Here is a 24,823-nt window from a genome sequence, read left to right on the forward strand (position 1 = left end):
GAATGGGGGCATGACCCTCGCCGCGACATCCGCCCTGCCGTTCAAGGTTGCCGACCTCTCGCTCGCCGAAGCGGGTCGTCACCAGATCCGGCTCGCCGAGAACGAGATGCCGGGCCTCATGGCGCTGCGTTCCGAGTTCGGCGAGACCAAACCTCTCTCCGGTGCCAGGATCGCAGGCTCGCTGCACATGACCGTGCAGACCGCGGTGCTCATCGAGACCCTTGTCGCCCTCGGCGCCCACGTGCGCTGGGCGAGCTGCAACATCTTCTCCACGCAGGATGACGCCGCGGCCGCCATCGCCGTAGGCCCTTTCGGCACCGAGGACGAGCCGGCAGGCGTGCCCGTGTTCGCTTGGAAGGGCGAGACCCTCGACGAGTACTGGTGGTGCGCCGAGCGTATCTTCGACTGGAGCGCCGAGGCCGCGGCGGCCGGCGCGACCTGGGCCGGGCCGAACATGATCCTCGACGACGGCGGCGATGCCACACTGCTCGTGCACAAAGGCCGGGAGTTCGAGCTCGCCGGGAGTGTTCCGGCCCCCGGCGACGCCGACAGCCACGAGTACCGTATCGTGCTCGAGACGCTGCGGCGGTCGCTCGACCTCTCGGTCGACCGGTGGACCCGCATCGCGGCCGAGATCAAGGGTGTGACGGAGGAGACAACGACAGGCGTGCACCGCCTCTACGAGCTCGCTGCAACCGGTGGACTGCTCTTTCCCGCGATCAACGTGAACGACTCGGTCACCAAGTCGAAGTTCGACAACAAGTACGGCATCCGTCATTCGCTGCCCGACGGTCTCAACCGGGCGACCGATGTGCTCATAGGCGGCAAGACCGCCTTCGTCGCGGGTTACGGGGATGTCGGCAAGGGTGCGGCCGAGGCGCTGCGCGGCCAGGGTGCTCGGGTGATCGTGAGCGAGGTCGACCCGATCTGCGCGCTCCAGGCGGCCATGGACGGCTATCAGGTGGCGCGTATCGAGAGCGTCGTCGGCGAGGTGGACATCTTCGTCACGGGAACAGGGAACTACAACGTCATCACGACGGAGCACATCCTCGCGATGAAGCACCTCGCGATCGTGGCCAACGTCGGCCACTTCGACAACGAGATCGACATGGCGGGTCTCGAGAGCCTCGCTGGGGCCGAGAAGGTGCGGATCAAGCCACAGGTGCACGAATGGCGCCTGCCGACGGGGCGTTCCGTGCTCGTCCTGAGCGAGGGACGTCTGATGAATCTCGGCAACGCGACCGGTCACCCCTCCTTCGTGATGAGCAACTCGTTCGCCAATCAGGTGCTTGCACAGATCGAGCTGTACTGCTTTCCGGAGCGCTACCCAATCGGGGTCTATGTACTGCCGAAGCACCTCGACGAGAAGGTGGCGCGCCTGCACCTCGACGCGCTCGGCGTGGAGCTCACGACGCTTTCGCCGGAGCAGGCCGGCTATATCGGCGTCTCCGTCGATGGCCCGTACAAGGTCGATCACTACCGCTACTGATCGAGGCCTCGGCGGCCTCCGGTCACGCCCGCCCGCGCGACGCTGCCTGACCCCGGCTCGGTGGACGGCATCCGAGGCGGACGGCGCGTTCAGCGCTCGGGAAAACCGTGCGGTAGTCCGGTGAGCGCGGGCGCGAGCCGGAGCATGTGTTCGCGTTCGATCATGAGAGCGGCGTACTCGCGATCGCGCCTCATGGCGATGACCCCGGCGAGGAACATCTCGGCGGGCACCCGAGGCAGCGGCGAGACGTAGGGGGAGGCCTCCTGGGCGAGGTCCGCGGCGAGCCGAACCCGGGTTTCAGGAGTGAGCTTCGAGGCCTGGGCGAGGAACTGCGCGATGCGGCGGGACAAGGGGTCCGGCATCTTCGCGACATCGACGATCCGTGCCCACTCGGTCAGCGGTAGCGGAACCCCGTAGACCGGCTGGTCGTAGGCTGGGACCCGTTCCATCTGGCTATAGGTGCCGGCGATCATGTCGCCGAGCCGTTTCGCCTTCGCGTTGAGGAGACCGGTCATTGCGGCGAGACCTCCGAAGGTCATGTAGATCTCGAAGACACCGACGAGGGCACGGATGAAGGCGTGGCGCAGCTGGATCGCTCCGCCGTCGTCGCGCACGATGCGTGCGCCGATTGCGAGCTTGCCGAGCGATCGTCCCCCGGTCGCGGTCTCGACGACGGTGGGAACGACGACGATCGCGAACACGAGGCTGGCGGTCGTCAAGGCCGTCGCCAGTGCCGGGTCGAGGCGCGAGCCGGCGATCGTCATGACGGCGAAGGCGGCGAGGAGGAACAGGGCGAGGGAGAGCGCCCAGTCGATGAGGGTGCCTGCACCGCGCAGGATCACACCAGCGGGACGCACGTCGAGCGCGACGGCCTCGCCGGTCACGAGCGCCTCATCGTCGCGCTGACTGACGAGGGCCGTACTCGGCGGAACAGGCTGGGCCATAGATAGTATTCAAGCAGATGGATCTCGACGCATACTCCGCCGCACACCGCGATGAATGGACCCGCCTCGCCGAGTTGGGCGGTCGCCGCTCCCTGACGGGAGCCGAGGCGGACGAGCTGATCGACCGATATCAGTCGGGCGCGACGCAGCTGTCCGCCATCAAGACGACGGCAGGCTCGACCGTGCAAGGAGACCGGCTCTCGGTGTCGCTCTCGCGCGCCCGGCTTCGATTCACCGGGGCGGGCGCCAACCTGCTGGCCCAGATCCCACGGTTCTTCATCGCGCAGCTTCCCGCCGCACTGTACCGCTTGCGCTGGCTGACCCTCGCGGTTGCCATCGCTACCGTCGTGATCGCGGGCCTGTACGCGTGGTGGGCGCTCGGAGATCCCCAGGTGCTCGCGAACTTCGGAAGCGACGAGCAGCTTCGGAAGGTCGCCGACGAGGACTTCGTCGACTACTACTCCGAGAATCCCGCCGCGTCGTTCACCGGGCTCGTCTGGACCAACAACGCGTGGATCGCGGCACAGTGCATCGCGTTCGGCATCTCGGGCGTGTACGTGCCCGGCGTCATCTTCAGCAACGCGCAGAATTTTGGAGTGAGCGCCGCGGTCATGTTCGCCTACGGCAAGGGCGACGTCTTCTTCCTCTACATCGCACCGCACGGACTGCTCGAGCTCACCTGCGTCTTCGTCGCCGCCGCGGCCGGTCTGAGGATCTTCTGGGCGTGGATCTCGCCAGGCCCGCGCACGCGTGGCCAGGCGCTCGCCGAGGACGGGCGATCACTGTTCACCGTGGCGACAGGTCTCGTGATCGCGCTTTTCGTCGCGGGAATCATTGAGGGCTTCGTGACGCCGGCGGACTGGCCCTGGCCGGTCAAGATCGGCGTCGGCGTGCTCGCTCTCTGCGCGTTTCTCTTCTATATGCTCGTGCTCGGGCGGCGGGCTAACGACGCGGGCGAGACCGGCGATCTCGGCGAGTACGAGGCGGGTGCCCGACGCATCATCGCTGCGTGACACAGCCGGGTCGAGCATCGTTCGACGAGGTGGCAGCGTCAGAGTCGACCGGCCGCCTTGAGCGCCAGGTAGTGGTCGACGAGGGCAGGTGGGAGCTCGGTCGGTGCACCCGTCACGACCTCGCCGCCGAGCCGACGGATCGCCGCTGAGACACGCGCCACCTCGAGCAGAGACCTTTCACCGGACGCCGCGCGATAGACCTGTTCGCGGCTGTCGCGTTCGGTCGTGGCCTGCAGCGCGGCCGGATCGGTGACGGACGCCACGACGACGGTGTGCCGTCGGCTGAGCTGCGGCAGCACAGACAGCAGTCCGCGCGAGGCTCCCGGCGCATCGATCGATGTGATCAGCACCACGAGCGCGTGCTGGCTCGTCACCGTGCGTACCTGGCCCGGCACGGCCGACCAGTCGGTCTCGATGAGCTCCGGTTCGATGAGCGCCATCGAATCCACCATGCGCGAGAGCAGATCGGCGCCCGTCGCACCCTGAACCCGGCCTCGCGCGCGACGGTCGTAGGCGAGGAAGTCGACCCGGTCGCCGGCGCGGGTCGCGAGCGCAGCTAGCAGGAGCGACGCTTCGAACGCCGTGTCGATGCGTGGCTCGTCGTCGACCCGGGCGGCAGAGGTGCGCCCGGAATCGATGAGGACGACGACCCTCCTGTCGCGTTCCGGCCGCCAGGTGCGCACCATGAGTTTCTGTCCGGCACCCGAAGGATCGTTCCGCCTGGCGGTCGCACGCCAGTCGATGGACCGCACGTCATCGCCGCGCACGTACTCGCGCAGGCTGTCGAACTCGGTGCCCTGGCCGCGCACCATGACCGATGTCCGACCGTCGAGTTCGCGCAGGCGCGCGAGTCGAGACGGCAGATGCTTGCGCGAATGGAACGGTGGCAGAACCCGGATGCGACCTGGATACGTCAGCGTCGCCTGGCGTGCCCACAGCCCGAGCGGGCCGAACGAACGGACCGTGACCTGCTCCACTCGGCGCTCCCCGCGGCGGAACGGCGTGAGCGGAATCGCGACACGCCGTCGCTCGCCGGGCGGAATCGTGATCCGCGTGCGTGTGATCGTGGCGCCGGCTGACGGCTGCCAGGCATCCCGAACGATGCCCCGCAGCGTGCGCTCACCGCGGTTCGCGATGAACAGTTCCGATGTGACGGTCTCGCCGAGGCGCACCCGTTCCGGCACGGCCCGGTTCACGGCCAGGAGGCGTGGTGACGCCGCCAGGGAGAGATCGAGCATGCCGCACAGGGCAGAAAGCAGCACCCACGCGAGCAGCACGAGCGCCGCTGCCTCCTGGGTGCGTCCGAGCAGCACGATCGGCACCGCCCCGATGGCGAGGAATGCGACGAAACGTCCGGTGACGGCCATGTTAGATCGGGACTTGGACTTGCTGCATGATCGAGCGCAGGATCGCGTCGACGGAGACACCCTCGAGCTCGGCTTCCGGCCGCAGTTGGATCCGGTGTCTCCAGACCGGCAGAACCATCGCCTGAACATGGTCGGGGGTGATCGAATCGTAGCCGCTCAGCCAGGACCAGGCCTTCGCCGAGGCGAGCAGCGCGGTCGTTCCACGGGGGCTGACGCCCAGCTTGACCGAGGGGCTGCGCCGTGTGGCGCGGGCGAGGTCGACGGCGTAGCCGAGCACATCGGGGCTAGCGCCCACCGACGACACGGATGCCTGGGCCGCGGCGAGCTCCGCCGAACCGACGACGGGCGTCACTCCGGCTGCCGCGAGGTCACGCGGGTCGAACCCGGCGGAGTGGCGGCGCAGCACCTCGACCTCCGCCTCCCGCTCCGGCAGATCGAGCACGAGTTTGAGCAGGAAGCGGTCGAGTTGCGCCTCCGGCAGCGTATAGGTGCCCTCGTACTCGATCGGGTTCTGGGTAGCGGCGACGATGAACGGATCCGGGAGTTTGCGGGAGACGCCGTCGACGCTGACTTGGCGCTCCTCCATCGCCTCCAGCAGGGCCGACTGGGTCTTCGGCGGCGTGCGGTTGATCTCGTCGGCGAGCAGGATGTTCGTGAAGACGGGTCCTTCGCGGAACTCGAAGTCGGCCTCCTTCGCGTCGTAGACGATCGATCCGGTCACATCGCCGGGCATGAGGTCCGGGGTGAACTGCACACGACGTGTCTCGAGGCTCAGCGCCTGGCTGAGCGATCGCACGAGGAGCGTCTTGGCCACCCCGGGAACGCCCTCGAGCAGCACGTGGCCACGTGCCAGAAGGGCGATGATGAGTCCCGTGACTGCTCCATCCTGACCGACGACGGCCTTGCCGACCTCGGTGCGCACCTGTGCGAGCGCGGTGCGCAGCTCGTCGACCGTCTCCGTGTTCGTGGCGTATGCGGTTTCGCTCATGTGTCCGTTCTTCCGTGTGCGTTGTGGGGTGAATCGAAGGAGGTTGCGCGCTCGACGGCGTGTTCGAGGCCGAGTAGGTGGTCGGAGAGGCGTATCAGCTCGGCGTCGCCGGAGGGGACGGCGTCGACGAGCCAGAATCGTACCTCGTGCAGCTTCGCGCCGATCGTCGTCGCGACCGAGCCGGCGACCTCGTCGACGCTCGCGGTGCGGGAGAGACCCAACCGGTGGGCGAGGCGGTCGATCGTTCCGATGCGCAGGGCGTCGAGTGCGCGGAGCCGCGCGGAGTTGCGTGCGTAGAGTCGAGCGCGGCCCTCCATGGTCTCGCTCGCCTTGACCACGACGGGAAGGTTCTCGACGACGATGGCGCCGAACCGGCGACCGCGCCAGACCGCCGCGGCGAGGGCGACGACCGCTGCGAGACTCAGAACCGGGGTGACCCAGCCGGGAGTGAGCTCCGCGAGGCTCGGCGGCCCGTCGACCGCGACGTCAGCGAGGGTGGGGATGTACCACACGAGGGTCTCGTGCTCGCCGAGGAGATTGAGAGCGAGCGCGGCATTCCCGAAATCGGCGATCGTATCGTTGCTGAAGACCTCGGTCGGCGCGACGAGGGTGAGCGTCGTTGAGCCGCTTTGTCGCTGTACCAGAGCGTAGGTGTCGCCGCCGCTCGGGAAGCAACCCGTGAGGCTGCCCGATGCGTCGCCGGCGAGGGAGAGCGTGTTCGTTCCCGGGGTGATCTGCCCGGCCTTCCGAGCCGCAGGCACCGCACATGAGGCGTCTGCTTCTGCTGCTGCTCCGACTCCGCCGAAACCGACGTCGGGTGCGAGCGTCTGCAGCGTCGAGAAGTCGGGGTCTGCGACGACAGTGTGCTCCGCGAGTCCGGCCATCTCGATCAGCTGGTCGTCGCCCAGATACCCGGTGGGGTCGTAGAAGAACAGCGTCGCTTCCGGGGCGGACGCCGCAGCGTCACGTGCCTCGGCGAGGCTATCGGCGGCCACGACGGACACCCCGCGCTGTCGCAGCACCTCGGCGAGGGCTTTGCCACCCGCCTGCGCCGGATTGTCGGAGGCGAGGGGCGGCCCGCCGGTCGAGCTCCCGCCGACGATCAGGATCATGAGAACCCCGACGAGAAGAGTGCCGACGGCTGCGACCACCCAGTAGGCCGCTTTCCGTGACGCGGCACGGACGGTCGGAGTCGCCGATGGCGCGACATCGTCGGCCACGGCCGATTGGTCGCCGAGGGGTGAATCGGAATGCGCGATGAGCTCGGCTCCGGGATCGCTGCGCCTGCTCATGCCCGATCACCCGGCGTTCCCACGTGTGACGGGCCGAGATTCCCGGGTCGTGTGGTACGCAGCCGCTCGTCGAGAGCGAGAACATGACGGAAGCCGTCCTCCGTTCCGGCGCGGTCGAGATAGCGAACCTCGTCGAAGGCCGCCGCCGCAGTGCGCAGTCCCTCTCGTTCTGCGGGGAACGAGTAGGCTGCCGCACGCGCGAACTCGTTCGCGGTGGTGCCGGGGGTGACGTTGAGGATCGTGCGCGACGAGAGGTCGCTCGCGATCGCGCGGAACTGCTCCTCGATGGCGAGTGACCAGTCGCCGGATGCCGCCGCCGCCCGTGCCGCCTGTCGGATGTCACCGGCGCTGCGGCGCTCGTCGATCCCGAAGAGCGGGATCGCCGTACGGCTGCGGCGATTGAGGCGGGGGAGTCCGAAGACGAGGAAGGCGACGGCGATGAGCACGACGACCACACCGACGACGAGTATGGGCAGCCAGCCGTCGAACGCGTCGCCTGTGGGGACGAAGAGCGAGTTCAGCCAGTCCCAGACGGCCTTCGATGCATGATCGAACAGGCTCGGCTTCGCAGCCTGATAGGGCGGCTTGGCGAGCTCGTCGATGAGCCATTGCCTGGCTTCCGGTGCCTCCGGGTCGACCGGCACATCGATCGTGGCCATCCCGAGCACGGCGGGAGGGTGCGCGACGGGAGCGGACGGCATGGTCGGCGTCGGAAGCATCATGCCCAGGGGGAAGCGGGTTTCGGGGCGGTCGCGTGCGGTGTGCCGGCCGCGACGAGATACGGGTTGGCGACGTCGTCATTTCCCGCTTCGCGCGCCTCGACGAAACGTTGCAGTTCGAGGTCGAGACCCTCCTTGCGCATCCGCAGATCGATGTAGATGAGCGCGACAGTGGCTGCCTGGGCGACGGCCGCGATCGAACCGACGACGAGGGTGACGATGATCAGCACGAGGTAGAGCCCGATGGCGGGCCCGATGCTGTTGAGGACGTTGTTCGGATCGATGAGTGTCACAGCGAAACTGTAGAGCAGCATGATCGGGGTCGTCACGACCTGGCTCACGACGTTGACGATGAGGCCGACGAGCAATTGCACGCCGAACGTCTTCCAGAAGTAGCCGTTCGTGAGGGCCCACGATCGCCGGATGGCGGCTGACACTCCGGCCCTCTCGACGACGACGAGGCAGGGTACGAGAGAGGTCTTGACGAACAACCAGACGAACAGCAGGGCGAGGCCGAGGCCGCCGACGACGCCGGCGAGCACTCCGACGCCGATGAAAGCACCGCCGAGCAGGACGAGGCCGGTGATGATCGCGACGAGAACGCCGAGAGCGACGAGAAGGGCCCCGGCCAGGATCAGGATCCACAGGGTGAGCGGCCAGAGGCGCTTGAACACCGCTTTCCAGAGCATCCCGAGGGTGAGCTTCTCGCCGAGGGTCGCGCGTGCGACCTCGAGCACGATGACCCCCTGCAACAGAGCTGAGGCCAGGATCGAGATCGCGAGTGGCACGAGCGCCGACAGCACGAGCGCTGCGATCCCGCCGGCTGCGACCGCATCGCGCTCGCCGAGAGTGGCGCTCTCGATGCGCCCGACGACGCCGATGCCGACAGGGATCAGGACGACGAGGGTCGCCACCAGGGTGATGGCCTGGATGAGGAGCGCGCTGCCGAAGGTGGCCTTGGGGTTGCGCCTGAGCACCTGGAACGGGGTGCCGATGAGGGTGCCGAAGCCGAGCGGGCGCAGCGGGATGAGACCGGGCTTCGGTGGGGGAGTCCAGCCGGGCTGCTGCTCGTATGGTGCCTGCCCGTACGGCTGCCGGCCCATGGCCGGCTGCGGATAGCCGTACTGCCGAGAAGGCGGCTCGACGGGTGTCGGGGCATACTCGCCGTAGCGTGGGCGATCCTGCGGGGCGGCTGCGGGAGGTTGCCAGTTCTGCTCATCCGTCACCAGACCAATGCTGTCATAGCCGGCCCCTTCGCACAGCGTCTCCCGCACCTTTCCGGTCGTCTCGACTACTCTTATGCGAGAGGACGCACGGCCGAGCCCGACGGAGCACCCGGCCTCAGCGAGAGACGGAAGCATGAACGCACGGATTTTGGTCGTCGACGACGATACCGCCCTGGCGGAGATGATCGGCATTGTGCTGCGCGGCGAAGGCTTCGAGCCGGGCTTCTGCACCGACGGCGCCCTCGCTCTCGACGCCTTTCGTCAGACCAGGCCGGACCTCGTCCTGCTCGACCTCATGCTGCCCGGCCTCGACGGCATAGAGGTGTGCAGCCTCATCCGGGCGGAGTCCGGCACCCCGGTCATCATGCTCACGGCCAAGTCAGACACGACCGACGTCGTGAAAGGCCTCGAATCGGGTGCGGACGACTACATGGTGAAGCCGTTCAACCCGAAGGAGCTCGTCGCTCGCATCCGCACGCGGCTGCGGCCGATGACGGCCGTTGCCGAGACATTGCAGATCGGCGATCTCATCGTCGACGCGGCCGGACACGAGGTGCGGCGCGGCGAGCAGCGCATCAATCTGACACCCTTGGAGTTCGATCTGCTCCTCGCCCTCGCCTCCAAGCCGCAGCAGGTGTTCACACGCGAGATGCTGCTCGAGCAAGTCTGGGGCTACCACTACAAGGCGGATACCCGGCTGGTCAACGTGCACGTGCAGCGGCTACGCGCCAAGGTCGAGGACGACCCGGACAATCCGCGTATCGTGATGACCGTGCGCGGCGTCGGCTATCGGGCCGGCACCGTCACCTAGCCCATGATCACACGCGTCGGCAGGCCGTGGCTGGATTGGCGGTCCTGGCGCAGCTGGCCGCAGCAGCTGCTCCGCCTCTGGCGGGAGTCCCTCCAGTTCCGCACGGTCGCCATCACCCTCGGCCTGTCCGGGATCGCGATCCTGCTCACGGGGGTCTACCTGTCGCTGAGTGTGAGCAACAACCTGTTCCAGTCCCGTCTTGAACAGGTGCTGCTCGATTCGAGCCGTGCGACGAGCTCCGCCCAGCACATCCTCGACGCTTCGGACGCGACCGACCGCGCGGCCGTTCAAGCGGTGCTGACCTCCGCCCGTATCAGCATCAACGCGACCTCGTCGAGCCGCCTCAGCGCGGTGTTCCTCATCCCAGGAGCGACCTCGGCCGTTGCGCCGCAGGACTTCGCGAGTCCTGAGCTGCGGAACGGTGCCATCACCCCGGAACTGCGCGCGCAGGTGCAGCAGAACCCCGACGAGCAGTACTGGCAATCGGTCGAGCTCCCGACCGGGGATGGCGGGACTGCGCCGGGGATCGTCGTCGGCTCGCAGATCCTGCTCCCGGCTGCTGGCGCATACGAGCTCTATCTCGGTTACAGCCTCGCCGACGCCGAGAACACCCTCCTGTTCGTCCAGCAGACGGCGTTCATCGCCGCCCTCGCCCTCATGCTGCTCATCGGCGCCGTCACCTGGGTCGTCGTGCGTTTCGTCGTGACCCCGATCCGTGTCGCCGCCGAGACCAGCCAGAAGCTCGCGGCGGGAGATCTCGAGGTGCGCATCCCCGAGAAGGGAGAAGACGTCATCGCAACACTGGCCCGCTCGTTCAACGGCATGGCAGACAGCCTGCAGAGCCAGATCAAGGAACTGGCGGAGCTCTCGGAGGTGCAGCAGCGTTTCGTGTCGGATGTCTCGCACGAACTGCGCACCCCGCTCACGACGATCCGGCTCGCAGGTGACGTGCTCTATGACCAGCGTGCGACCTTCCCGCCCGCGACGGAGCGCACCGCCGAGCTCCTGCACACCCAGGTGGAACGGTTCGAGGTGCTGCTGGGCGATCTGCTCGAGATCAGCCGCTACGACGCCGGCTCCGTGCGCCTCGAAACAGAGCCGACCAATCTCGTGCATCTCGCCGAGGACGCGATCGACAGCATGCGGTCGCTCGCCGAGAAGAACGGCACCGAGGTACGGCTCGTCGCTCCCGGTGGCCACCTGAGCACGGAGCTCGATCCGAGGCGGATCCGTCGCATCGTGCGCAATCTGCTCGGCAACGCGATCGAGCATGGTGAGGGAAAGCCCATCGTCGTCTCGATCGACAGCACCGCGTCGGCCGTGGCGCTCATGGTGCGAGACTACGGCCTCGGCATGACCGAGGACGAGGCCGATCGCGTTTTCGACAGGTTCTGGCGCGCGGATCCGTCGCGACAGCGCACGATCGGGGGAACGGGGCTCGGCCTCGCGATCTCCCTCGAAGACGCAACCCTGCACAGCGGCCGCATCGAAGTCTGGTCATCTCCCGGACGAGGATCGGCGTTCCTGCTGGTCGTGCCCCGCATCGTCGGCGTCGAGCCGGGTGAGTCGCCGTTGCTGCTCCCGCCTGAGGACGCCGGTGCTCTGCAGCCGGCTCAGGAAGGGAGGAGAGATGACGATGCGTAGAGTCATCCGCTCGGTTGCGGCTGCCGCGGCGCTCGCCGTCGTGCTCGTCGCCTGCGCGGGCATTCCCCGCTCCGGAACGGTGGAGGTCGGCGACGTCATCGTCTCAGAGGACAATCCCGAGATCGACATCCTCTCGCGCGGCCCCGAGAAGGACGCCCTCCAGGAGGAGATCCTGCGCGGCTTCGTCGACGCCGCCGCGAGTCCGCAGGATCGCTATGCGACCGCCCGCGAGTTCCTCACGCCCTCCTTCAGCCGTGAATGGGATCCCGACGCCGGGGTGACGATCGACAAGGAGGCGAGCCGCAGCTATTCGGTGACCGGTGAGAACTCGATGGTGCTCACCCTCACGCCGGCGGCGGATGTTGACGCGGCCGGCGTCTTCGACGTGCCGGACTCGACCGCGTCCGTACCGCTCGGCTACGAGTTCGAGCAGGTGGACGGCCAGTGGCGCATCAGAAAGGCACCGCCGGGGATCGTGCTGGGCGAGCCGACGTTCGGGCTCGTCTTCGGCAGCTATCCGCTCTATTTCTACGATCCGAGCTTCACCTACCTCGTACCGGAGGTGCGTTGGTTCCCGCGCAGGACCTCCACGCCCACCCAGATCGTCAAAGAGCTGCTGAAGGGGCCGAGCACGTGGCTCAAGGGTGCGGTCGTCTCTGCATTCCTCGACGGCACCAAGCTGTCGTCGGACTCCGTGCAGGTCGTCGCACGCAATGCCCAGGTCGATCTCAACGGTGAGGCGCTTCAGACCGAGCTGATCAATCTGCAGAGGATGCAGTTGCAGCTGAGCGCGAGCCTGAGCAGCGTCAGCGCGATCTCCGACGTCACGATCTCGACCGATCAGATCGACCAGCAGATCCCCAAGATCACCGTGAACCCGCCGATCAAGGACCCGCATGTCGATTCGCGTTCTCTGGTTTTGCGCGACGGCCAGTTCGGCTTCCTCGCGCCGACCGCCAACACGGTCGCGCCGATCGTCGGATTGTCCGACGCGATCGTGGCGATCGAGCCGTCGGCCGTCACCCTGGGCAGCCGACAGGCCTCGGCTGCGGCGCTCGGCCAGGACGGCGTCTACTCGGTGCGCGCGGGCAGCGGCGCGCAGCTCGTCGATCTGCGCCGCGGGCTGATCCAGCCAGCCATCGACGACTTCGGCTACGTCTGGTCGGTCCCGGCGGACGCTCCGGGGGAGCTGTTCGTCTACGCCCAGGACGGAACGGCCACTCACGTCGAGACGCACTGGCCCGACGCGACCCGGATCATCTCGCTCGACGTCTCCCGCGACGGCACCAGAGTGGTCGCGCTGTACCAAGCGGGCGACACGACCCGATTCGTGGCCGCCGCCGTGCTGAGGGGGGACGGCGAGAAACGTAACGCGCCGCAGAGCCTCGGCGGGTCCGTGACGTTGGCGACCGGGGCCGGCGTGCCCAGCGACGCGGCTTGGGTCGACGAGCTGACGGTGGCATCGCTCACCGCGCTGCCGAGCGGTGAAACCCAGGTGACGACCCAGCAGCTCGGCGGACTGAGCGCGAGCATCGAGGGGACGCCGGGCGGTGTCACGATCGCCGGAGGGAACTCCGTGCGAGAGTTGCGGATTCTGACCCGGACAGGGGAGCTCGAGCTTCGGCGTGGGGGAGGCTGGCAGGAGCGGATCAACGGGGTGTCGATGCTCGGAACCCAGCAGGGGTCCTGAGCCAGAGCGCTCAGGAGGCGAATCCGCTCCTGCACAATGTGCCGGGCCCGCTCGTCGTCCACGGTTCCGCGGCGGCGGAGACCGCACAGCGTCCTCGGGTGTCACACTCGGGGCCATGGGCGGACTCGACGGGCTTGCGCGAGCGGCGACCGAGGCGTTCTGCGTGGTCGTGCCGATCGTCTGCGCGTCGTGCGGGCGGCCCGACGGCTCGCTCTGCGCGGCCTGTCTGGCAGAACTCGAACCGCGACCGCACCTCACCGCACGACTCGGCATCCCGATCTGGTGCGTCTACGATTACGACGGTGCCGTGCGGAGGGCGATCATCGCGTTCAAGGATGCCGGCAGAACCGATCTCGCGCGCGTGCTCGGTCGTGGGCTGAGAGCGGCGGTCTCTGCTGCGCTCGGAGGCGGGTTCCCCCTCGGTCTGGCGTCAGGCGCTTCGGCCGTGGAACTCGTGACGATCCCCTCGTCGCGGACGTCCTGGCGGGCGCGAGGCTATCATCCGGTTGGGGTGCTGCTGCGCAGGGCCGGTCTTCGACCGAGCGCGCTCCTGCGGCACTCCATCGCCCGAGCCGATCAGGTCGGGCTGGGGCGCGAAGCGCGGCGGGTCAATCTCGAGGGGACGCTCGTCGTGAGATCCGGCATTCGTCGCTCCCGGCGGGCATCCATCGCCGGGCGCGCGTTCCTCATCGTCGACGACATCGTCACAACGGGGGCGACGATTCAGGAAGCGGCGCGCGCGATCGAAGCCGCCGGTGGCAGCGTGCTGGGGGCGGCGGTCCTCGCCGAGACCAGGCTGCGTTCCGACCGAAACTTCGGCGCACGGGAGACTCGGAGAAATAACCGATGACTTATCCGGATGCGACGACTACGGTTGGCCTAAAGGCGTGAAAGGACCGCCCTGTTGTTTCTGGGCGGCGCGCCAGATCTGGGAGGTCGTCATGGAAACAAACATCGTCGGACGCAACCTGGGAATCACCGATCGATTTCGCGAATACGCGACCGAGAAGGCCGACAAGATCGCTCATCTCGCCGATCGTGCCCTCGCTCTCGAGATCAAGGTCAGCCGTCACCATGAGACGAACGGCAGCTCGGGAAACGACAGGGTTGAGTTGACCCTCATCGGGAAGGGTCCGCTGGTGCGTGCGGAGGCTGACGGCTCCGACAAGTACGCCGCGTTCGATGTCGCCCTCGGCCGACTGCTCGAGCGAGTACGTCGCGCGAAGGATCGCAGGAAGGTGCATCGAGGCCAGCATCGACCGACGTCGCTCCGCGAGGCCAGCACGGGTGGGTTCAGAGTCGTCGACATCAAGCCGGCCGACGCGGAGGTTCTGTACCAGGTGCGCACGGGCTCGATCCCGGTCATCGACGAGGGCAGCCACGTGGAAGAGACAGAGGACGCCTACTGCCCCGTCGTCATCCGCAAGAAGGTCTTCGCCTCCGTTCCAATGACGATCGACGACGCTCTCTACAACATGGAGCTCGTCGGCCACGACTTCTACCTGTTCCACGATTCTGAAACGGATCGTCCGAGCGTGGTCTATCGCCGCAAGGGCTGGGACTACGGGGTGATCGGACTCGGAGAGGAAGACGAGGAGGACCAGGCGGCTCGTGCCTGATCGCTTCCGACGACGGCCGCGGTGCGCCTCACCGCGGCCGTGTATTGCATGCGGCTCCCGATCCAGCGGTTCCCGTATCCGTTCGACGGACTGCCACCGGCCGGGCTTCGCGACCGACGGTGCTCGGGTGATCCTCCCGTCGACATGAGCTTTGTGAGCGGTTCTCCGGGTCGGTGGTCTTTCAGTTCGATGGGGCGGCCCGGTGTTCTCATCGGGCAGGAGCGGTCGCTGCTGTGTCTTCGCACCATGCGGCGGCTCGCCCGGGCCGCATCCCGGTACGATTGCTATGATTGCCGGCTGCGGGCGGTAACCCGGCGTCCGACCGGACGCAAGGCGTAGCGACTACGCCGTGACGACAACTGGAGTGCATTCGTGGCCTCGATTCTTGAAAAGGTTCTTCGTGTGGGTGAGGGGCGCATCCTGCGTCGCCTCGAGAACTATGCGAAAGCCGTCAACGCGCTGGAAGAGGACTTCACCCACCTCAGCGACGAAGAGCTGAAGCACGAGACGGTCGAGTTGCGTGAGCGCTATTCGAACGGCGAGTCGCTCGACGACCTCCTGCCCGAGGCCTTTGCCGCCGTGCGCGAGGCAAGCCATCGCACGCTCGGTCTGCGTCACTTCGACGTGCAGCTCATGGGAGGCGCGGCGCTTCATCTCGCCAACATCGCGGAGATGAAGACCGGTGAAGGCAAGACCCTCGTCGCGACGACGGCCGCCTACCTCAATGCGATCACGAGCCGCGGCGTGCACATCGTCACGGTCAACGACTTCCTGGCGAGCTACCAGTCGGAACTCATGGGGCGCGTGTTCCGCGCCCTCGGCATGACGACCGGTTGCATCCTCTCCGGGCAGACCCCCGAGCAGCGCAGAGAGCAGTACGCGGCCGATATCACCTACGGGACGAACAACGAGTTCGGCTTCGACTATCTGCGCGACAACATGGCCTGGCAGGCGAGCGACATGGTCCAGCGTGGCCACTACTTCGCGATCGTCGACGAGGTCGACTCCATTCTCATCGACGAGGCCCGTACCCCGCTCATCATCTCTGGGCCGGCATCTGGCGAGGCCAATCGGTGGTTCAACGAGTTCGCGAGCCTGGCCAAGCGCCTCGTTCGCGATGCCGACTTCGAGGTAGATGAGAAGAAGCGCACCGTCGGTGTGCTCGAGCCCGGCATCGAGAAGGTCGAGGACTATCTCGGCATCGACAATCTCTACGAATCGGCCAACACCCCGCTCATCTCCTTTCTCAACAACGCGATCAAGGCCAACGCCCTGTTCAAGCGCGACAAGGATTACGTCGTAATGAACGGGGAGGTGCTCATCGTCGACGAGCACACAGGCCGCATCCTCATGGGTCGTCGCTATAACGAGGGAATCCACCAGGCGATCGAGGCCAAAGAGGGAGTCGCCGTCAAGGCCGAGAACCAGACCCTCGCCACGGTGACCCTGCAGAACTACTTCCGTCTCTACTCGAAGCTCTCCGGAATGACCGGAACCGCCGAGACCGAGGCCGCAGAGTTCATGAGCACGTACAAGCTCGGAGTGGTGCCGATCCCGACCAACAAACCCATGCAGCGCATCGATCAGCCCGATCTCGTCTACAAGAACGAGGAGGCGAAGTTCGGCCAGGTCGTTGAAGACATCGTCGAGCGTCATAAGAAGGGCCAGCCTGTCCTCGTCGGCACGACGAGCGTCGAGAAGAGCGAGTACCTCTCCCGCCTGCTCGCCAAGAAAGGCGTGCGGCACGAGGTCCTGAACGCGAAGAACCACGCGCGCGAGGCTGCGATCGTCGCACAGGCTGGCCGGCTCGGATCGGTGACGGTGGCCACCAACATGGCGGGCCGCGGTACCGACATCATGCTCGGCGGAAACGCCGAGTTCCTCGCCGTGTCGGAGATGAATGCCAAGGGGCTCAGCCCCGTCGAGACCCCCGACGACTACGAGGCCGTGTGGGACGAGGTGTTCGACCGTGTCAAAGAGGTCGTCGCAGAGGAGGCGGCGAAGGTCATCGACGCCGGTGGTCTCTACGTGCTCGGCACGGAGCGTCACGAGTCGCGCCGGATCGACAACCAGTTGCGCGGTCGTTCCGGTCGCCAGGGCGACCCGGGCGAGAGCAGGTTCTATCTCTCGCTCACCGACGACCTCATGCGGCTGTTCAACGCGGGTGCTGCCGAGAGTCTCATGGGTCGTGGCGGTGTGCCGGACGACATGGCGATCGAGTCGAAGGTCGTGAGCCGCGCCATCCGCAGCGCGCAATCGCAGGTGGAGGCGCGCAATGCCGAGATCCGCAAGAATGTGCTCAAGTACGACGACGTTCTCAATCGTCAGCGCGAGGCGATCTACGGCGATCGCCGACACGTGCTCGAGGGCGACGACCTGCATGAGCGCACGCAGAAGTTCCTCGACGACGTCATCGGCGAGGTGCTCGAGGTGCATACGGGCGAGGGCAACGGCGACGACTGGGACTTCGACGCGTTGTGGACCGAGCTCAAGACGCTCTATCCCGTTGGTCTCACGATCGACGAAGTCGTCGCGGAGGCGGGCAACAAGGGCAAGATCAACCGCGATTTCATGCGCAGGGAGATCCTCTCCGACGCCAAGCTCGCCTACCGCAGGCGCGAGGAATCGCTCGGATCGCCTGCCATGCGCGAGCTCGAGCGTCGCGTGGTGTTGTCGGTGATCGACCGTCGTTGGCGCGACCACCTCTACGAGATGGACTATCTCAAGGACGGCATCGGCCTGCGTGCGATGGCGCAGCGCGACCCCCTCGTGGAGTACCAGCGCGAGGGCTACTCGATGTTCCAGCAGATGATGGGGCAGATCCGTGAGGAGACGGTCGGCTTTCTCTTCAACCTCGAGGTCGAAGTGAGCCAGGCTCCTGGTGAGGTCTCCGGTCCGCGGGTCGCCGCGAAGGGCCTCGCACGATCGGAGGCCCCAGCCGAGAAACTCAGCTACACGGCTCCGAGCGACTCCGGTGGGGTCGAGGTGCGCAACCAGCGCGGCCAGATCCAGCAGGCTGCCACGGAACGTGCGCGCCGGCAGGTGGCGGCGAGCCAGAGCGAGCCTGTTCCCACACAGGAGCCCGCGCCTCGCGGTGCGTTCGGACAACGCGCCGAGGGAGGAGAAAACCCGACCCCCGGCAATCGCGCTGAGCGTCGCACCCAGGGGAAGCGCAAGTAGAGGGAGAGTCCTCCAAACCCCACCGCGAGACTGCGTGAATCGTCGAAAAGAGTCTCTTATCCGACGATTCACGCAGTCTCGCGGTGGGGAGTGAGTGGGCGCGTTCGGCGTCCGTCAGAGGACGCTGATCGCGGTTGCCCGCCAGCGTCTGTCCATGCCTTCGAGGCGCAGCGCCACTGCGCGAGATCGCGAGCGGCCGTGCACCATCACGACGGCTTCGACGACACCGTCGCGCGGTTCGAACATCATGACCCGTCCGATCTGCACGGTGGGGCGCTGCGCTGGCTGTCGCTTGACCGCTCGGGCGCGGGCAGCGAGCACGACGCGTTTCAGGAGCGTGGCGTACACCTCGTCACTCACCCAGCGCGCCATCTGCTCGAGTTCTCGAGCGCCAGCGAGCACCTCCATGACGCACCGCGTGAGGTTGACGAGGAGCGGCTCGGGATCGGGCAGCGCAGAGCGCGACGTCGGCTGATGGGCGAAGTAGTCGTCGTGGTCTGCCGACCGAGAGACTGCTGGCCCGCCGGCGTTCGTGGCGGCGCTCATGTGCGGGGCTCGCGATCGGTGGGGTCGTCGAGCGGGACGATTGCGGTGCTCATCGATGCAACTCCGTTGATTCAACGGTCGGGTGCACCGGGTTCGACGCACGAACGACAAGACCACCCCCGTACGGGGGTGGAATCCTTAACATGGGATGAAAGCAGAACCGTATGGCTCGTGTCCAGAGCAAAAATGCGCTGTGGATAACTTTGACGGACGGCGGATGTCGAAGACTAGCGTCGTCGCATGCGCTGGGACAGCCTCTTCGACGACCTCGAGAGTCAGCTCGAACATGAGCTGAACGCCGACGAGGTCGACCTGCGTGCTGAGGAGGAGCGGCTTCGGATCGGGCGGTTGTCTTTGCGCGCTCGGCTCGCGGCGCTCGCTGCTTCACGTGTCGACGGCAGGATCATCCGCCTCGAACTGCTCTCGGGAGTCGTCGTCGCGATCCGTCCCATCACCTTCGGCAAGGACTGGCTCTCGGGCGATCTCGTTGACGGGAGTCGGCGGGACTCCCAGTGCATCGTGCCGACCGCGGCGGTCGTGGCCGTGCTGATCGATCGTTCCGGAGTCGAGCCGAGTCTTCGCTCGCTTGCGGAGACTCCGGAAAGATTGGCGGACCGGATCGGCGTCGCGTTCGTCTTGCGCGATCTCTGTCGCCGACGTAAGGCGATCGAGCTCGTCACGACGAGCGGATCCGTGCATGGCACGATCGACCGGGTTGGTCGCGACCACCTCGATCTGGCCGTGCACGAGACGGGGCTCCCGAGACGGGAGTCCTCGGTGTCTCAGTATCGGATCGTGCCGCTCGAGCGGATACAGCTCGTGCGGATCGACGATTAGCCCGAACCGAGTTCGACAGGAGGGGAGGCATGAGGCCGGAAGGGCGGCCAGTTCGGCGCATTCTGCCTTCTTTCCCTTCGAAGGCCTCTCCTTATGCAGACGGGCCGGTCGTCAGTGGTCGCTCCGGAGAATCGTTCCGCCGGACAGCTCGGGGATGTTCGCGAAGTCCGATTGCTGCCACAGGCTCATACGACGCGACTCCTCGTACTTCGCCTCGATGTACGACTCGAGAACCACTCGTTCGACGCGCCACGAACCGCCGAGCCTGATGGCCGGCAGCTCGCCTGAATCGACGAGTCCGCGTATTTCGGCGACCGTGAGGTTGAGGATCTCCGCCGTGTCGGCAAGCGTGAGGAACCGTCCCACGGCATCGCTGGAGGGGGAGGAGGCCATTTCTCGATTATCCCGCGATCGGCTGCGAAGGGGATGAGACCCTTCCGCATGTGGATAACTTTCTCGCGATTTTCTCAAAGCGGTCACGATGGTACTGGTCGGTCAACGGCCGATTCGACAGTGAGAGCGAGGGAGACGGATGGTCGCACGCAAGGACGGGGCGCGAGGTTCCGGTGCGCGTACCTTCTGGTTCGATCCACGTTTCGCGATCGGCATCGTGTTGATCGCGGCATCCGTCGGCGGCGTCTACGTCGTCGTCGCCAGCGCCGACGACTCGGCACGGGTCTATGCGGCCCGAGATGCCCTGACGGTCGGCCAACGCATTGACACGGCGGATCTCGTCGTGACGAATGTGCGTCTCGGATCGGCGCGAGGTGAATATCTCGATGCCGGCGTTGTCCCGGAGGGCGGACTCGTGGTCGTGCGATCGGTCGCCGCCGGCGAGCTCGTGCCGGCGTCCGCGGTCGGGTCGAGTGCCGATGCCGACATGACCTCTGTCGTGGTGATCGCCTCGGGACGTCTCTCGGCTACGGTCGCAGCTGGGGCGCGTGTCGACGTGTGGGCGGCCGACCGGCTGGAGCAATCGCGATTCGGTCCGCCGACCGTGCTCGTGGACTCGGCGGAGGTCGTGCGTGTGCTCGAACCAGAAGGCCTCATCGCCGACGGCGGCGGCGAGGCGGTCGAGATCACCGTGCGACGCGGAAGGGTCGCCGCCGTGCTCGAGGCGATTGCCAACGGGGATGCCCTCTCGGTCGTGCCTGCGACGACTCCGCTCGGACGCTGAACGATGGCCGTCGTCGCTCTCGCCCTCGACCGAGAAGTCGAAGACCGTCTGCTCGGCGACATCGTCGAATACGGCAACAGCATCGTCGCCAGGGTGTCGTCCGCTCGGGAGCTTCTCGCAGCTGTCGAGGCGTTCACGCCGAGCGTGGCGCTCGTGGGCGCTGCGCGCTCGGTTCTCAACGCCGAGCTGATCGCGGTATGCGATGCGCGAGGGGTTCGTGTCATCGCGCTGGCGTCGAGCGACCTGGAACGGAGGCATGCGGCATCCCTCGGGCTCTACGAGGTGCTGGAGGCGACGGCGGACTGGCCGGAGATCCAGGCCATGATCGATGCCGGCGTACCCGTTCCATTGCGTCTCGGGCAGGGGCCGCTGTCGAGTTCGCCCGATCGAGGTTCGGTTGTCGCGGTGTGGGGGCCTGCTGGGGCGCCCGGTCGCACGACGCTTGCGATCACGATCGCCGCAGAGATCGCGGCGATCGGCTACGGTGTCGTGCTCGCCGATGCCGACACCTATAGCGGTTCGGCCGCGCCCGCGCTGGGGATGCTCGACGAGGCGCCGGGGTTCGCGGCGGCCTGCCGACTTGCGGCATCCGACAGCCTCACCCGGGCCGAACTCGAAAGGGTCGCCCAGCGCTATGAATCGCCCCGTGGCGCCTTCTGGGTGCTCACCGGCCTCGGCCGGCCGTCTCGTTGGCCCGAACTGGGTGCCGAGCGGGTGACGCGAACGATCGAAGCCTGTCGAGACTGGGTCGACTATGTCGTGCTCGACACCGGATTCAACCTCGAACGCGACGAGGAGATCTCGAGCGACCTCTTCGCGCCCAGGCGCAATGCAGCGACGCTCGCTGCGCTGCGCGACGCGGATCATGTCGTCGCGGTCGGTCTCGCCGATCCCGTCGGCATGTCTCGCTTTCTTCGTGCCTACGCCGAACTGGCCGCGGTGATCACGACCGATCGGGTGAGCGTGGTCATGAACCGCGTTCGCTCGAGCGCGATCGGCCTCGACGCCGGAGGACAGGTGCGGTCGACGCTGAGGCGTTTCGGCGGCATCGACGACGTCCTGATCGTTCCGGACGATCAGCAGGGTCTGGATGCTGCGTTGTTGAGCGGCCGCACCCTGCCTGATGCGGCGCCGAAGTCGCCCGTCGGGCAGAGCGTGCGGCGTTTCGTGCGACAGGAACTGCTCTCAGCGCCCGAGACCCGGCAGGGGCACCGGCGTGGGCTTCTCGGACGGCTCGGCTCGGCTCGGGGGCTACGCTGGAAACGTGTCGACGCTCAGTGATCTCGTATTTGCCCAGGGGCGGAGCAGTCAGGCGGACGTCGACTGGTTGCATATGCTGATCGCGGACTGCCAGCTCATCGCGGATCTCGCCTTCGCCGACATCGTGATCTGGGTACCGGCCGCGGACGACAGTTTCGTGGCGGTCTCCCACGCGCGTCCGTCGAGCGCCGCCACGCTGTTCTACCGCGACTTCGTCGGTCAGGAGGTCAAGGGCGAGTGGCGCAAGCAGGTGACCGAGGCTTTCGAGACGGCGCACATCGTCGATTCCTCGGCTCCGGACTGGTATGAGGAGACCCCAACCCGGGTGCGTGCCGTTCCGGTCATGCGTCGTCTGTCATCGGGCGGTTCCGCCATCGCCGATGCTCCGGTCGCCGTGCTCACGCGTCATACCAATTTGAGCGAGGCGCGCACACCGAGCCGCCAGGAGCTCACCTTCAATGATTGTGCGAGTGAGCTGTTCTCGATGATCGCGTCCGGTGACTTTCCCGATCTCGGTGCGCCGACCGGCCCACGACGCGGTGCACCGCGCGCATCGGACGGCCTCATCCGTCTCGATGTCGATGGCGTGACCACCTTCGCGAGCCCGAACGCGCTCTCGGCGTTCAACCGGATGGGATTCGTCGACGAGCTCGAAGGCGAGTCGCTCGCCGAGGTGACGACGCGGCTGCTGACCGGAAAGCTCGTCGTTGATGAGTCGCTTCCGCTCGTCGTCACCGGACGAGCCCCGTGGCGTACTGACATCGAGGCTCGTGGAGTCACGGTGTCGTTGCGCGCGATCCCGGTTCGCAATCGTGGCGAGCGCACGGGTGCGATCGTGTTGTGCCGCGACGTGACCGAGCTTCGGCATCAGGAGCGCGAGCTCATCACGAAGGATGCGACGATCCGCGAGATCCATCATCGGGTCAAGAACAACCTGCAGACGGTCGCATCTCTGCTGCGCATCCAGGCGCGCAGAACCCACTCCGACGAGGCACGCGAGGCCCTGACGCAGGCGATGCGCCGGGTCGCCGCTATCGCGGTCGTGCATGACACGCTCTCGGAGGGGCTCTCCCAGAATGCGGACTTCGACGCGGTTTTCGACCGGGTGCTGCTGCTCATCGCCGAAGTCGCGTCCGTCCACAACACGACCGTGCACCCGAAGTCATCGGGCAGTTTCGGCGTCTTGCCCAGCGAATACGCGACGCCGCTTGCACTCGCGCTGACCGAGCTCGTCACGAACGCCGTCGAGCACGGACTCGCCGGACTCGAGGGAGATGTCGAGATCGTCGCCAGCCGTTCCGATGAGACGCTTGCCGTCAAGGTGCGCGACACCGGCGCCGGTCTACCGGAGGGCAAGGTCGGGTCGGGACTTGGCACGCAGATCGTGCGCACGCTCATCCAGGGCGAGCTGGGCGGCACGATCGACTGGCATACCATCCTCGGAAGCGGAACGGAAGTGACGATCGAGATTCCGCTGCGCTGGATACAGAAGGACTAGCGGGGCATCGGATCGAGGTTCACGCGGGTGTGGTGGGCGACGACGCGGCGTTCCGCACTGTGACGCGCGGCCGCCGTCAGCAGGCGCAGAAAAACGCGCCGCACGCGAGGCGTGCGGCGCGTTTCGAGTCTGGTACTAGGAGGCGCGGCGTGCGCGTGCGGCGCGGCGCTTGAGCGCGCGGCGCTCGTCTTCGCTGAGGCCGCCCCAGACGCCCGAGTCCTGACCGGTCTCGAGCGCGTACTGCAGGCAGACCTCGGTGACGCTGCACCGTGCGCAGACAGTCTTCGCCTTCTCGATCTGGTCGACGGCTGGTCCGGTGTTCCCTACAGGGAAGAACAGCTCGGGGTCGGCGGTCAGGCAGGCGGCTTTGTCGCGCCAATCCATGGGGGGTGCTCCTTTGTTGCGGGGGTGCATGGCCGAACGGCCTGAAATGGGGGTAACGGCCAGGTTGCAGGAAGTAGGATCTTGAGTGACCAGCTCACGTCCCTGTGAGCGTCAACTTGACCTCAAATATGGTCGCATAGTAAAAGACCCAAATCAATAGTTTTGTATGGGATATCCCTGTGAGTGAACAGCCTTCCGGTGGCGTAGATGACGCGATCAGCTCCGAAATCCACCGCCGTGCGCCGCGCGAACTCATGCTCCTCTCGGTTCTGCTGTTCGCCGAGGCGGCCCTTCTGGTCGTTGCGCTGGTCTGGCTCGTGGTCGAATCGCTCACTGAGCGTCCGGCGTTGATCGAGAGCGCCGTCGCCATTATCGTCCTGACTGCGGTCGCTCTTGTCTTCGTGCTCGCCGTTGCGATCGGATCGCTCCGACGAAGCCCCTGGATCCGCGGGGGAGCGGTGACGTGGCAGCTCCTGCAGATCGCCGTCGCCGTCGGCTGTTTCCAAGGGACCTACGCGCGGCCCGAGATCGGCTGGGCTCTGATCGTTCCGTCGCTTCTGGTCATCGGCCTGCTGTTGAGCCCGCGCATCAGAGCCGAGTTCGTGCGCGACGGCGAACCCGGCTCATGAGGCGGGCTCAGGCTGCCGCGTCGATGCCGAGCCGTTTGCGCAGCATCGCGACGTGGCCGGTGGCCTTCACGTTGTAGAGAGCCAACGCGATGACCCCGTGCTCATCGATCACGAAGGTCGAGCGCAGTGTGCCGGTCACAATCCTGCCATAGAGGTTCTTCTCGCCCCAGGTGCCGTAAGCGTCGTGCACGGAACGATCCTCATCGCTGAGCAACGGAAAGTTGACGGAGTCGACCTCTTCGAACTCCTTGAGCTTGGCCGGGGCATCCTGGGAGATGCCGAGCACCTGGTACCCCGCCGATGCCAGCGAGTTGAGGTTGTCGCGGAAGTCGCACGCCTGGGTGGTGCAGCCCGGAGTCATCGCCTCGGGGTAGAAATAGACGATCACCTTGCGACCGGCGAAGTCGCCCAACGAGACGGGCGCGCCGTCCTGGTCGCCGAGAGTGAACGGTGGGGCAGTGTCGCCTGCTTCGAGGCGCGTGGTTTCCGTCATGTCTCCATCGTAGGCAG

Annotated in this window: 23 protein-coding genes; 13 read left to right on the forward strand and 10 right to left on the reverse strand. The window is 66.7% G+C overall.

Going from position 1 to position 24,823, the window contains the following annotated elements; translation table 11 throughout:
* Positions 1-10: 10 nt before the first annotated feature.
* The gene (gene ahcY / locus ACFQB0_RS01685; protein ID WP_386726763.1) at positions 11-1,489 is read left to right on the forward strand and encodes an adenosylhomocysteinase; all 1,479 of its coding nucleotides are present in this window, start codon (positions 11-13) and stop codon (positions 1,487-1,489) included.
* An 89-nt stretch (positions 1,490-1,578) separates the two neighbouring features.
* Here the strand turns inward: ahcY and ACFQB0_RS01690 are convergent, their stop codons facing one another.
* Positions 1,579-2,433, reverse strand: coding sequence for an RDD family protein (locus ACFQB0_RS01690; RefSeq protein WP_386726766.1), 855 nt, complete (start codon positions 2,431-2,433; stop codon positions 1,579-1,581).
* Between the two features lie 17 nt (positions 2,434-2,450).
* On the opposite strand from ACFQB0_RS01690, the gene ACFQB0_RS01695 reads away from it, so the two are divergent.
* Positions 2,451-3,446, forward strand: coding sequence for a stage II sporulation protein M (locus ACFQB0_RS01695; protein WP_386726769.1), 996 nt, complete (start codon positions 2,451-2,453; stop codon positions 3,444-3,446).
* A 38-nt stretch (positions 3,447-3,484) separates the two neighbouring features.
* Here the strand turns inward: ACFQB0_RS01695 and ACFQB0_RS01700 are convergent, their stop codons facing one another.
* From ACFQB0_RS01700 to ACFQB0_RS01720, 5 genes are read right to left on the reverse strand one after another with little or no spacing between them, the layout of a single operon-like run.
* Complete coding sequence (locus ACFQB0_RS01700) at positions 3,485-4,813, reverse strand: DUF58 domain-containing protein (RefSeq protein WP_386726771.1); 1,329 nt, start codon at positions 4,811-4,813, stop codon at positions 3,485-3,487.
* A 1-nt stretch (position 4,814) separates the two neighbouring features.
* Entirely contained in the window at positions 4,815-5,801 is a 987-nt protein-coding gene (locus ACFQB0_RS01705) for an AAA family ATPase (protein ID WP_386726773.1), read from the reverse strand.
* On the reverse strand, positions 5,798-7,093 hold the full coding sequence (locus tag ACFQB0_RS01710; RefSeq protein WP_386726775.1) for a DUF4350 domain-containing protein: 1,296 nt from the start codon (positions 7,091-7,093) through the stop codon (positions 5,798-5,800). Before ACFQB0_RS01710 ends, ACFQB0_RS01705 begins: the two co-directional genes overlap by 4 nt.
* Positions 7,090-7,815 carry a DUF4129 domain-containing protein gene (locus ACFQB0_RS01715; protein ID WP_386726776.1) on the reverse strand — a complete coding sequence of 242 codons (726 nt, stop codon included), beginning with the start codon at positions 7,813-7,815 and terminating at the stop codon, positions 7,090-7,092. Before ACFQB0_RS01715 ends, ACFQB0_RS01710 begins: the two co-directional genes overlap by 4 nt.
* The gene (locus tag ACFQB0_RS01720) at positions 7,812-9,038 is read right to left on the reverse strand and encodes a hypothetical protein (protein WP_386726779.1); all 1,227 of its coding nucleotides are present in this window, start codon (positions 9,036-9,038) and stop codon (positions 7,812-7,814) included. The genes ACFQB0_RS01715 and ACFQB0_RS01720 overlap by 4 nt, the downstream gene beginning before the upstream one ends.
* A 133-nt stretch (positions 9,039-9,171) precedes the next feature.
* Between ACFQB0_RS01720 and mtrA the strand changes: the two genes are divergently transcribed.
* The 6 genes from mtrA to secA all read left to right on the forward strand — a co-directional run bounded on the left by mtrA (position 9,172) and on the right by secA (position 17,982).
* Positions 9,172-9,849: an MtrAB system response regulator MtrA gene (gene mtrA / locus ACFQB0_RS01725; RefSeq protein WP_386726781.1), complete on the forward strand. Its 678-nt coding sequence runs from the start codon at positions 9,172-9,174 to the stop codon at positions 9,847-9,849.
* A 3-nt stretch (positions 9,850-9,852) separates the two neighbouring features.
* The gene (mtrB, locus tag ACFQB0_RS01730) at positions 9,853-11,493 is read left to right on the forward strand and encodes an MtrAB system histidine kinase MtrB (protein WP_386726784.1); all 1,641 of its coding nucleotides are present in this window, start codon (positions 9,853-9,855) and stop codon (positions 11,491-11,493) included.
* Positions 11,480-13,183, forward strand: coding sequence for a GerMN domain-containing protein (locus ACFQB0_RS01735; protein WP_386726786.1), 1,704 nt, complete (start codon positions 11,480-11,482; stop codon positions 13,181-13,183). The genes mtrB and ACFQB0_RS01735 overlap by 14 nt, the downstream gene beginning before the upstream one ends.
* A gap of 115 nt (positions 13,184-13,298) precedes the next feature.
* Entirely contained in the window at positions 13,299-14,033 is a 735-nt protein-coding gene (locus tag ACFQB0_RS01740; RefSeq protein WP_386726789.1) for a ComF family protein, read from the forward strand.
* A 91-nt stretch (positions 14,034-14,124) separates the two neighbouring features.
* A complete protein-coding gene (gene hpf / locus ACFQB0_RS01745; RefSeq protein WP_386726791.1) occupies positions 14,125-14,802 on the forward strand; it encodes a ribosome hibernation-promoting factor, HPF/YfiA family in 678 nt (225 codons plus the stop codon).
* A gap of 372 nt (positions 14,803-15,174) precedes the next feature.
* Positions 15,175-17,982 carry a preprotein translocase subunit SecA gene (gene secA, locus ACFQB0_RS01750; protein ID WP_386726794.1) on the forward strand — a complete coding sequence of 936 codons (2,808 nt, stop codon included), beginning with the start codon at positions 15,175-15,177 and terminating at the stop codon, positions 17,980-17,982.
* Positions 17,983-18,096: 114 nt separating this feature from the next.
* On the opposite strand, the gene ACFQB0_RS01755 is transcribed toward secA, so the two are convergent.
* Positions 18,097-18,528 (reverse strand): Rv3235 family protein, encoded by a 432-nt coding sequence (locus ACFQB0_RS01755; protein ID WP_386726797.1) that lies wholly within the window; start codon positions 18,526-18,528, stop codon positions 18,097-18,099.
* Between the two features lie 240 nt (positions 18,529-18,768).
* On the opposite strand from ACFQB0_RS01755, the gene ACFQB0_RS01760 reads away from it, so the two are divergent.
* Entirely contained in the window at positions 18,769-19,365 is a 597-nt protein-coding gene (locus ACFQB0_RS01760; protein ID WP_386726800.1) for a hypothetical protein, read from the forward strand.
* A 111-nt stretch (positions 19,366-19,476) separates the two neighbouring features.
* Here ACFQB0_RS01760 and ACFQB0_RS01765 read toward each other — a convergent pair whose 3' ends face one another.
* Complete coding sequence (locus ACFQB0_RS01765; protein WP_386726802.1) at positions 19,477-19,758, reverse strand: helix-turn-helix domain-containing protein; 282 nt, start codon at positions 19,756-19,758, stop codon at positions 19,477-19,479.
* A 139-nt stretch (positions 19,759-19,897) separates the two neighbouring features.
* Between ACFQB0_RS01765 and ACFQB0_RS01770 the strand changes: the two genes are divergently transcribed.
* The 3 genes from ACFQB0_RS01770 to ACFQB0_RS01780 are packed head-to-tail and all read left to right on the forward strand — an operon-like array spanning position 19,898 to position 23,300.
* Entirely contained in the window at positions 19,898-20,542 is a 645-nt protein-coding gene (locus ACFQB0_RS01770) for a hypothetical protein (protein ID WP_386726805.1), read from the forward strand.
* 3 nt (positions 20,543-20,545) lie between these two features.
* Complete coding sequence (locus ACFQB0_RS01775; protein ID WP_386726807.1) at positions 20,546-21,823, forward strand: AAA family ATPase; 1,278 nt, start codon at positions 20,546-20,548, stop codon at positions 21,821-21,823.
* Positions 21,807-23,300: a sensor histidine kinase gene (locus ACFQB0_RS01780; RefSeq protein ID WP_386726809.1), complete on the forward strand. Its 1,494-nt coding sequence runs from the start codon at positions 21,807-21,809 to the stop codon at positions 23,298-23,300. The genes ACFQB0_RS01775 and ACFQB0_RS01780 overlap by 17 nt, the downstream gene beginning before the upstream one ends.
* Positions 23,301-23,435: 135 nt before the next feature.
* Here the strand turns inward: ACFQB0_RS01780 and ACFQB0_RS01785 are convergent, their stop codons facing one another.
* On the reverse strand, positions 23,436-23,684 hold the full coding sequence (locus ACFQB0_RS01785) for a WhiB family transcriptional regulator (protein WP_386726811.1): 249 nt from the start codon (positions 23,682-23,684) through the stop codon (positions 23,436-23,438).
* Between the two features lie 179 nt (positions 23,685-23,863).
* On the opposite strand from ACFQB0_RS01785, the gene ACFQB0_RS01790 reads away from it, so the two are divergent.
* Positions 23,864-24,313, forward strand: coding sequence for a hypothetical protein (locus ACFQB0_RS01790; RefSeq protein ID WP_386726813.1), 450 nt, complete (start codon positions 23,864-23,866; stop codon positions 24,311-24,313).
* 7 nt (positions 24,314-24,320) lie between these two features.
* Here ACFQB0_RS01790 and bcp read toward each other — a convergent pair whose 3' ends face one another.
* Positions 24,321-24,806, reverse strand: coding sequence for a thioredoxin-dependent thiol peroxidase (bcp, locus tag ACFQB0_RS01795; protein WP_386726815.1), 486 nt, complete (start codon positions 24,804-24,806; stop codon positions 24,321-24,323).
* Between the last annotated feature and the right edge of the window lie 17 nt (positions 24,807-24,823).

This window comes from Luethyella okanaganae (genome assembly GCF_042660285.1).
Lineage (GTDB): Bacteria > Actinomycetota > Actinomycetes > Actinomycetales > Microbacteriaceae > Luethyella > Luethyella okanaganae.

Coding starts and splice junctions, on each gene's coding strand:
- ACFQB0_RS01775 (WP_386726807.1), top strand. CDS start 20,546: ATGGCCGTCGTCGCTCTCGCCCTCGACCGAGAAGTCGAAGACCGTCTG.
- hpf (WP_386726791.1), top strand. CDS start 14,125: ATGGAAACAAACATCGTCGGACGCAACCTGGGAATCACCGATCGATTT.
- ACFQB0_RS01760 (WP_386726800.1), top strand. CDS start 18,769: ATGCGCTGGGACAGCCTCTTCGACGACCTCGAGAGTCAGCTCGAACAT.
- ACFQB0_RS01755 (WP_386726797.1), bottom strand. CDS start 18,528: ATGAGCGCCGCCACGAACGCCGGCGGGCCAGCAGTCTCTCGGTCGGCA.
- mtrA (WP_386726781.1), top strand. CDS start 9,172: ATGAACGCACGGATTTTGGTCGTCGACGACGATACCGCCCTGGCGGAG.
- ACFQB0_RS01710 (WP_386726775.1), bottom strand. CDS start 7,093: ATGAGCAGGCGCAGCGATCCCGGAGCCGAGCTCATCGCGCATTCCGAT.
- ACFQB0_RS01690 (WP_386726766.1), bottom strand. CDS start 2,433: ATGGCCCAGCCTGTTCCGCCGAGTACGGCCCTCGTCAGTCAGCGCGAC.
- ACFQB0_RS01695 (WP_386726769.1), top strand. CDS start 2,451: ATGGATCTCGACGCATACTCCGCCGCACACCGCGATGAATGGACCCGC.
- ACFQB0_RS01770 (WP_386726805.1), top strand. CDS start 19,898: ATGGTCGCACGCAAGGACGGGGCGCGAGGTTCCGGTGCGCGTACCTTC.
- ACFQB0_RS01785 (WP_386726811.1), bottom strand. CDS start 23,684: ATGGATTGGCGCGACAAAGCCGCCTGCCTGACCGCCGACCCCGAGCTG.
- ACFQB0_RS01765 (WP_386726802.1), bottom strand. CDS start 19,758: ATGGCCTCCTCCCCCTCCAGCGATGCCGTGGGACGGTTCCTCACGCTT.
- mtrB (WP_386726784.1), top strand. CDS start 9,853: ATGATCACACGCGTCGGCAGGCCGTGGCTGGATTGGCGGTCCTGGCGC.
- ahcY (WP_386726763.1), top strand. CDS start 11: ATGACCCTCGCCGCGACATCCGCCCTGCCGTTCAAGGTTGCCGACCTC.
- ACFQB0_RS01715 (WP_386726776.1), bottom strand. CDS start 7,815: ATGATGCTTCCGACGCCGACCATGCCGTCCGCTCCCGTCGCGCACCCT.
- ACFQB0_RS01700 (WP_386726771.1), bottom strand. CDS start 4,813: ATGGCCGTCACCGGACGTTTCGTCGCATTCCTCGCCATCGGGGCGGTG.
- bcp (WP_386726815.1), bottom strand. CDS start 24,806: ATGACGGAAACCACGCGCCTCGAAGCAGGCGACACTGCCCCACCGTTC.
- ACFQB0_RS01705 (WP_386726773.1), bottom strand. CDS start 5,801: ATGAGCGAAACCGCATACGCCACGAACACGGAGACGGTCGACGAGCTG.
- ACFQB0_RS01735 (WP_386726786.1), top strand. CDS start 11,480: ATGACGATGCGTAGAGTCATCCGCTCGGTTGCGGCTGCCGCGGCGCTC.
- ACFQB0_RS01740 (WP_386726789.1), top strand. CDS start 13,299: ATGGGCGGACTCGACGGGCTTGCGCGAGCGGCGACCGAGGCGTTCTGC.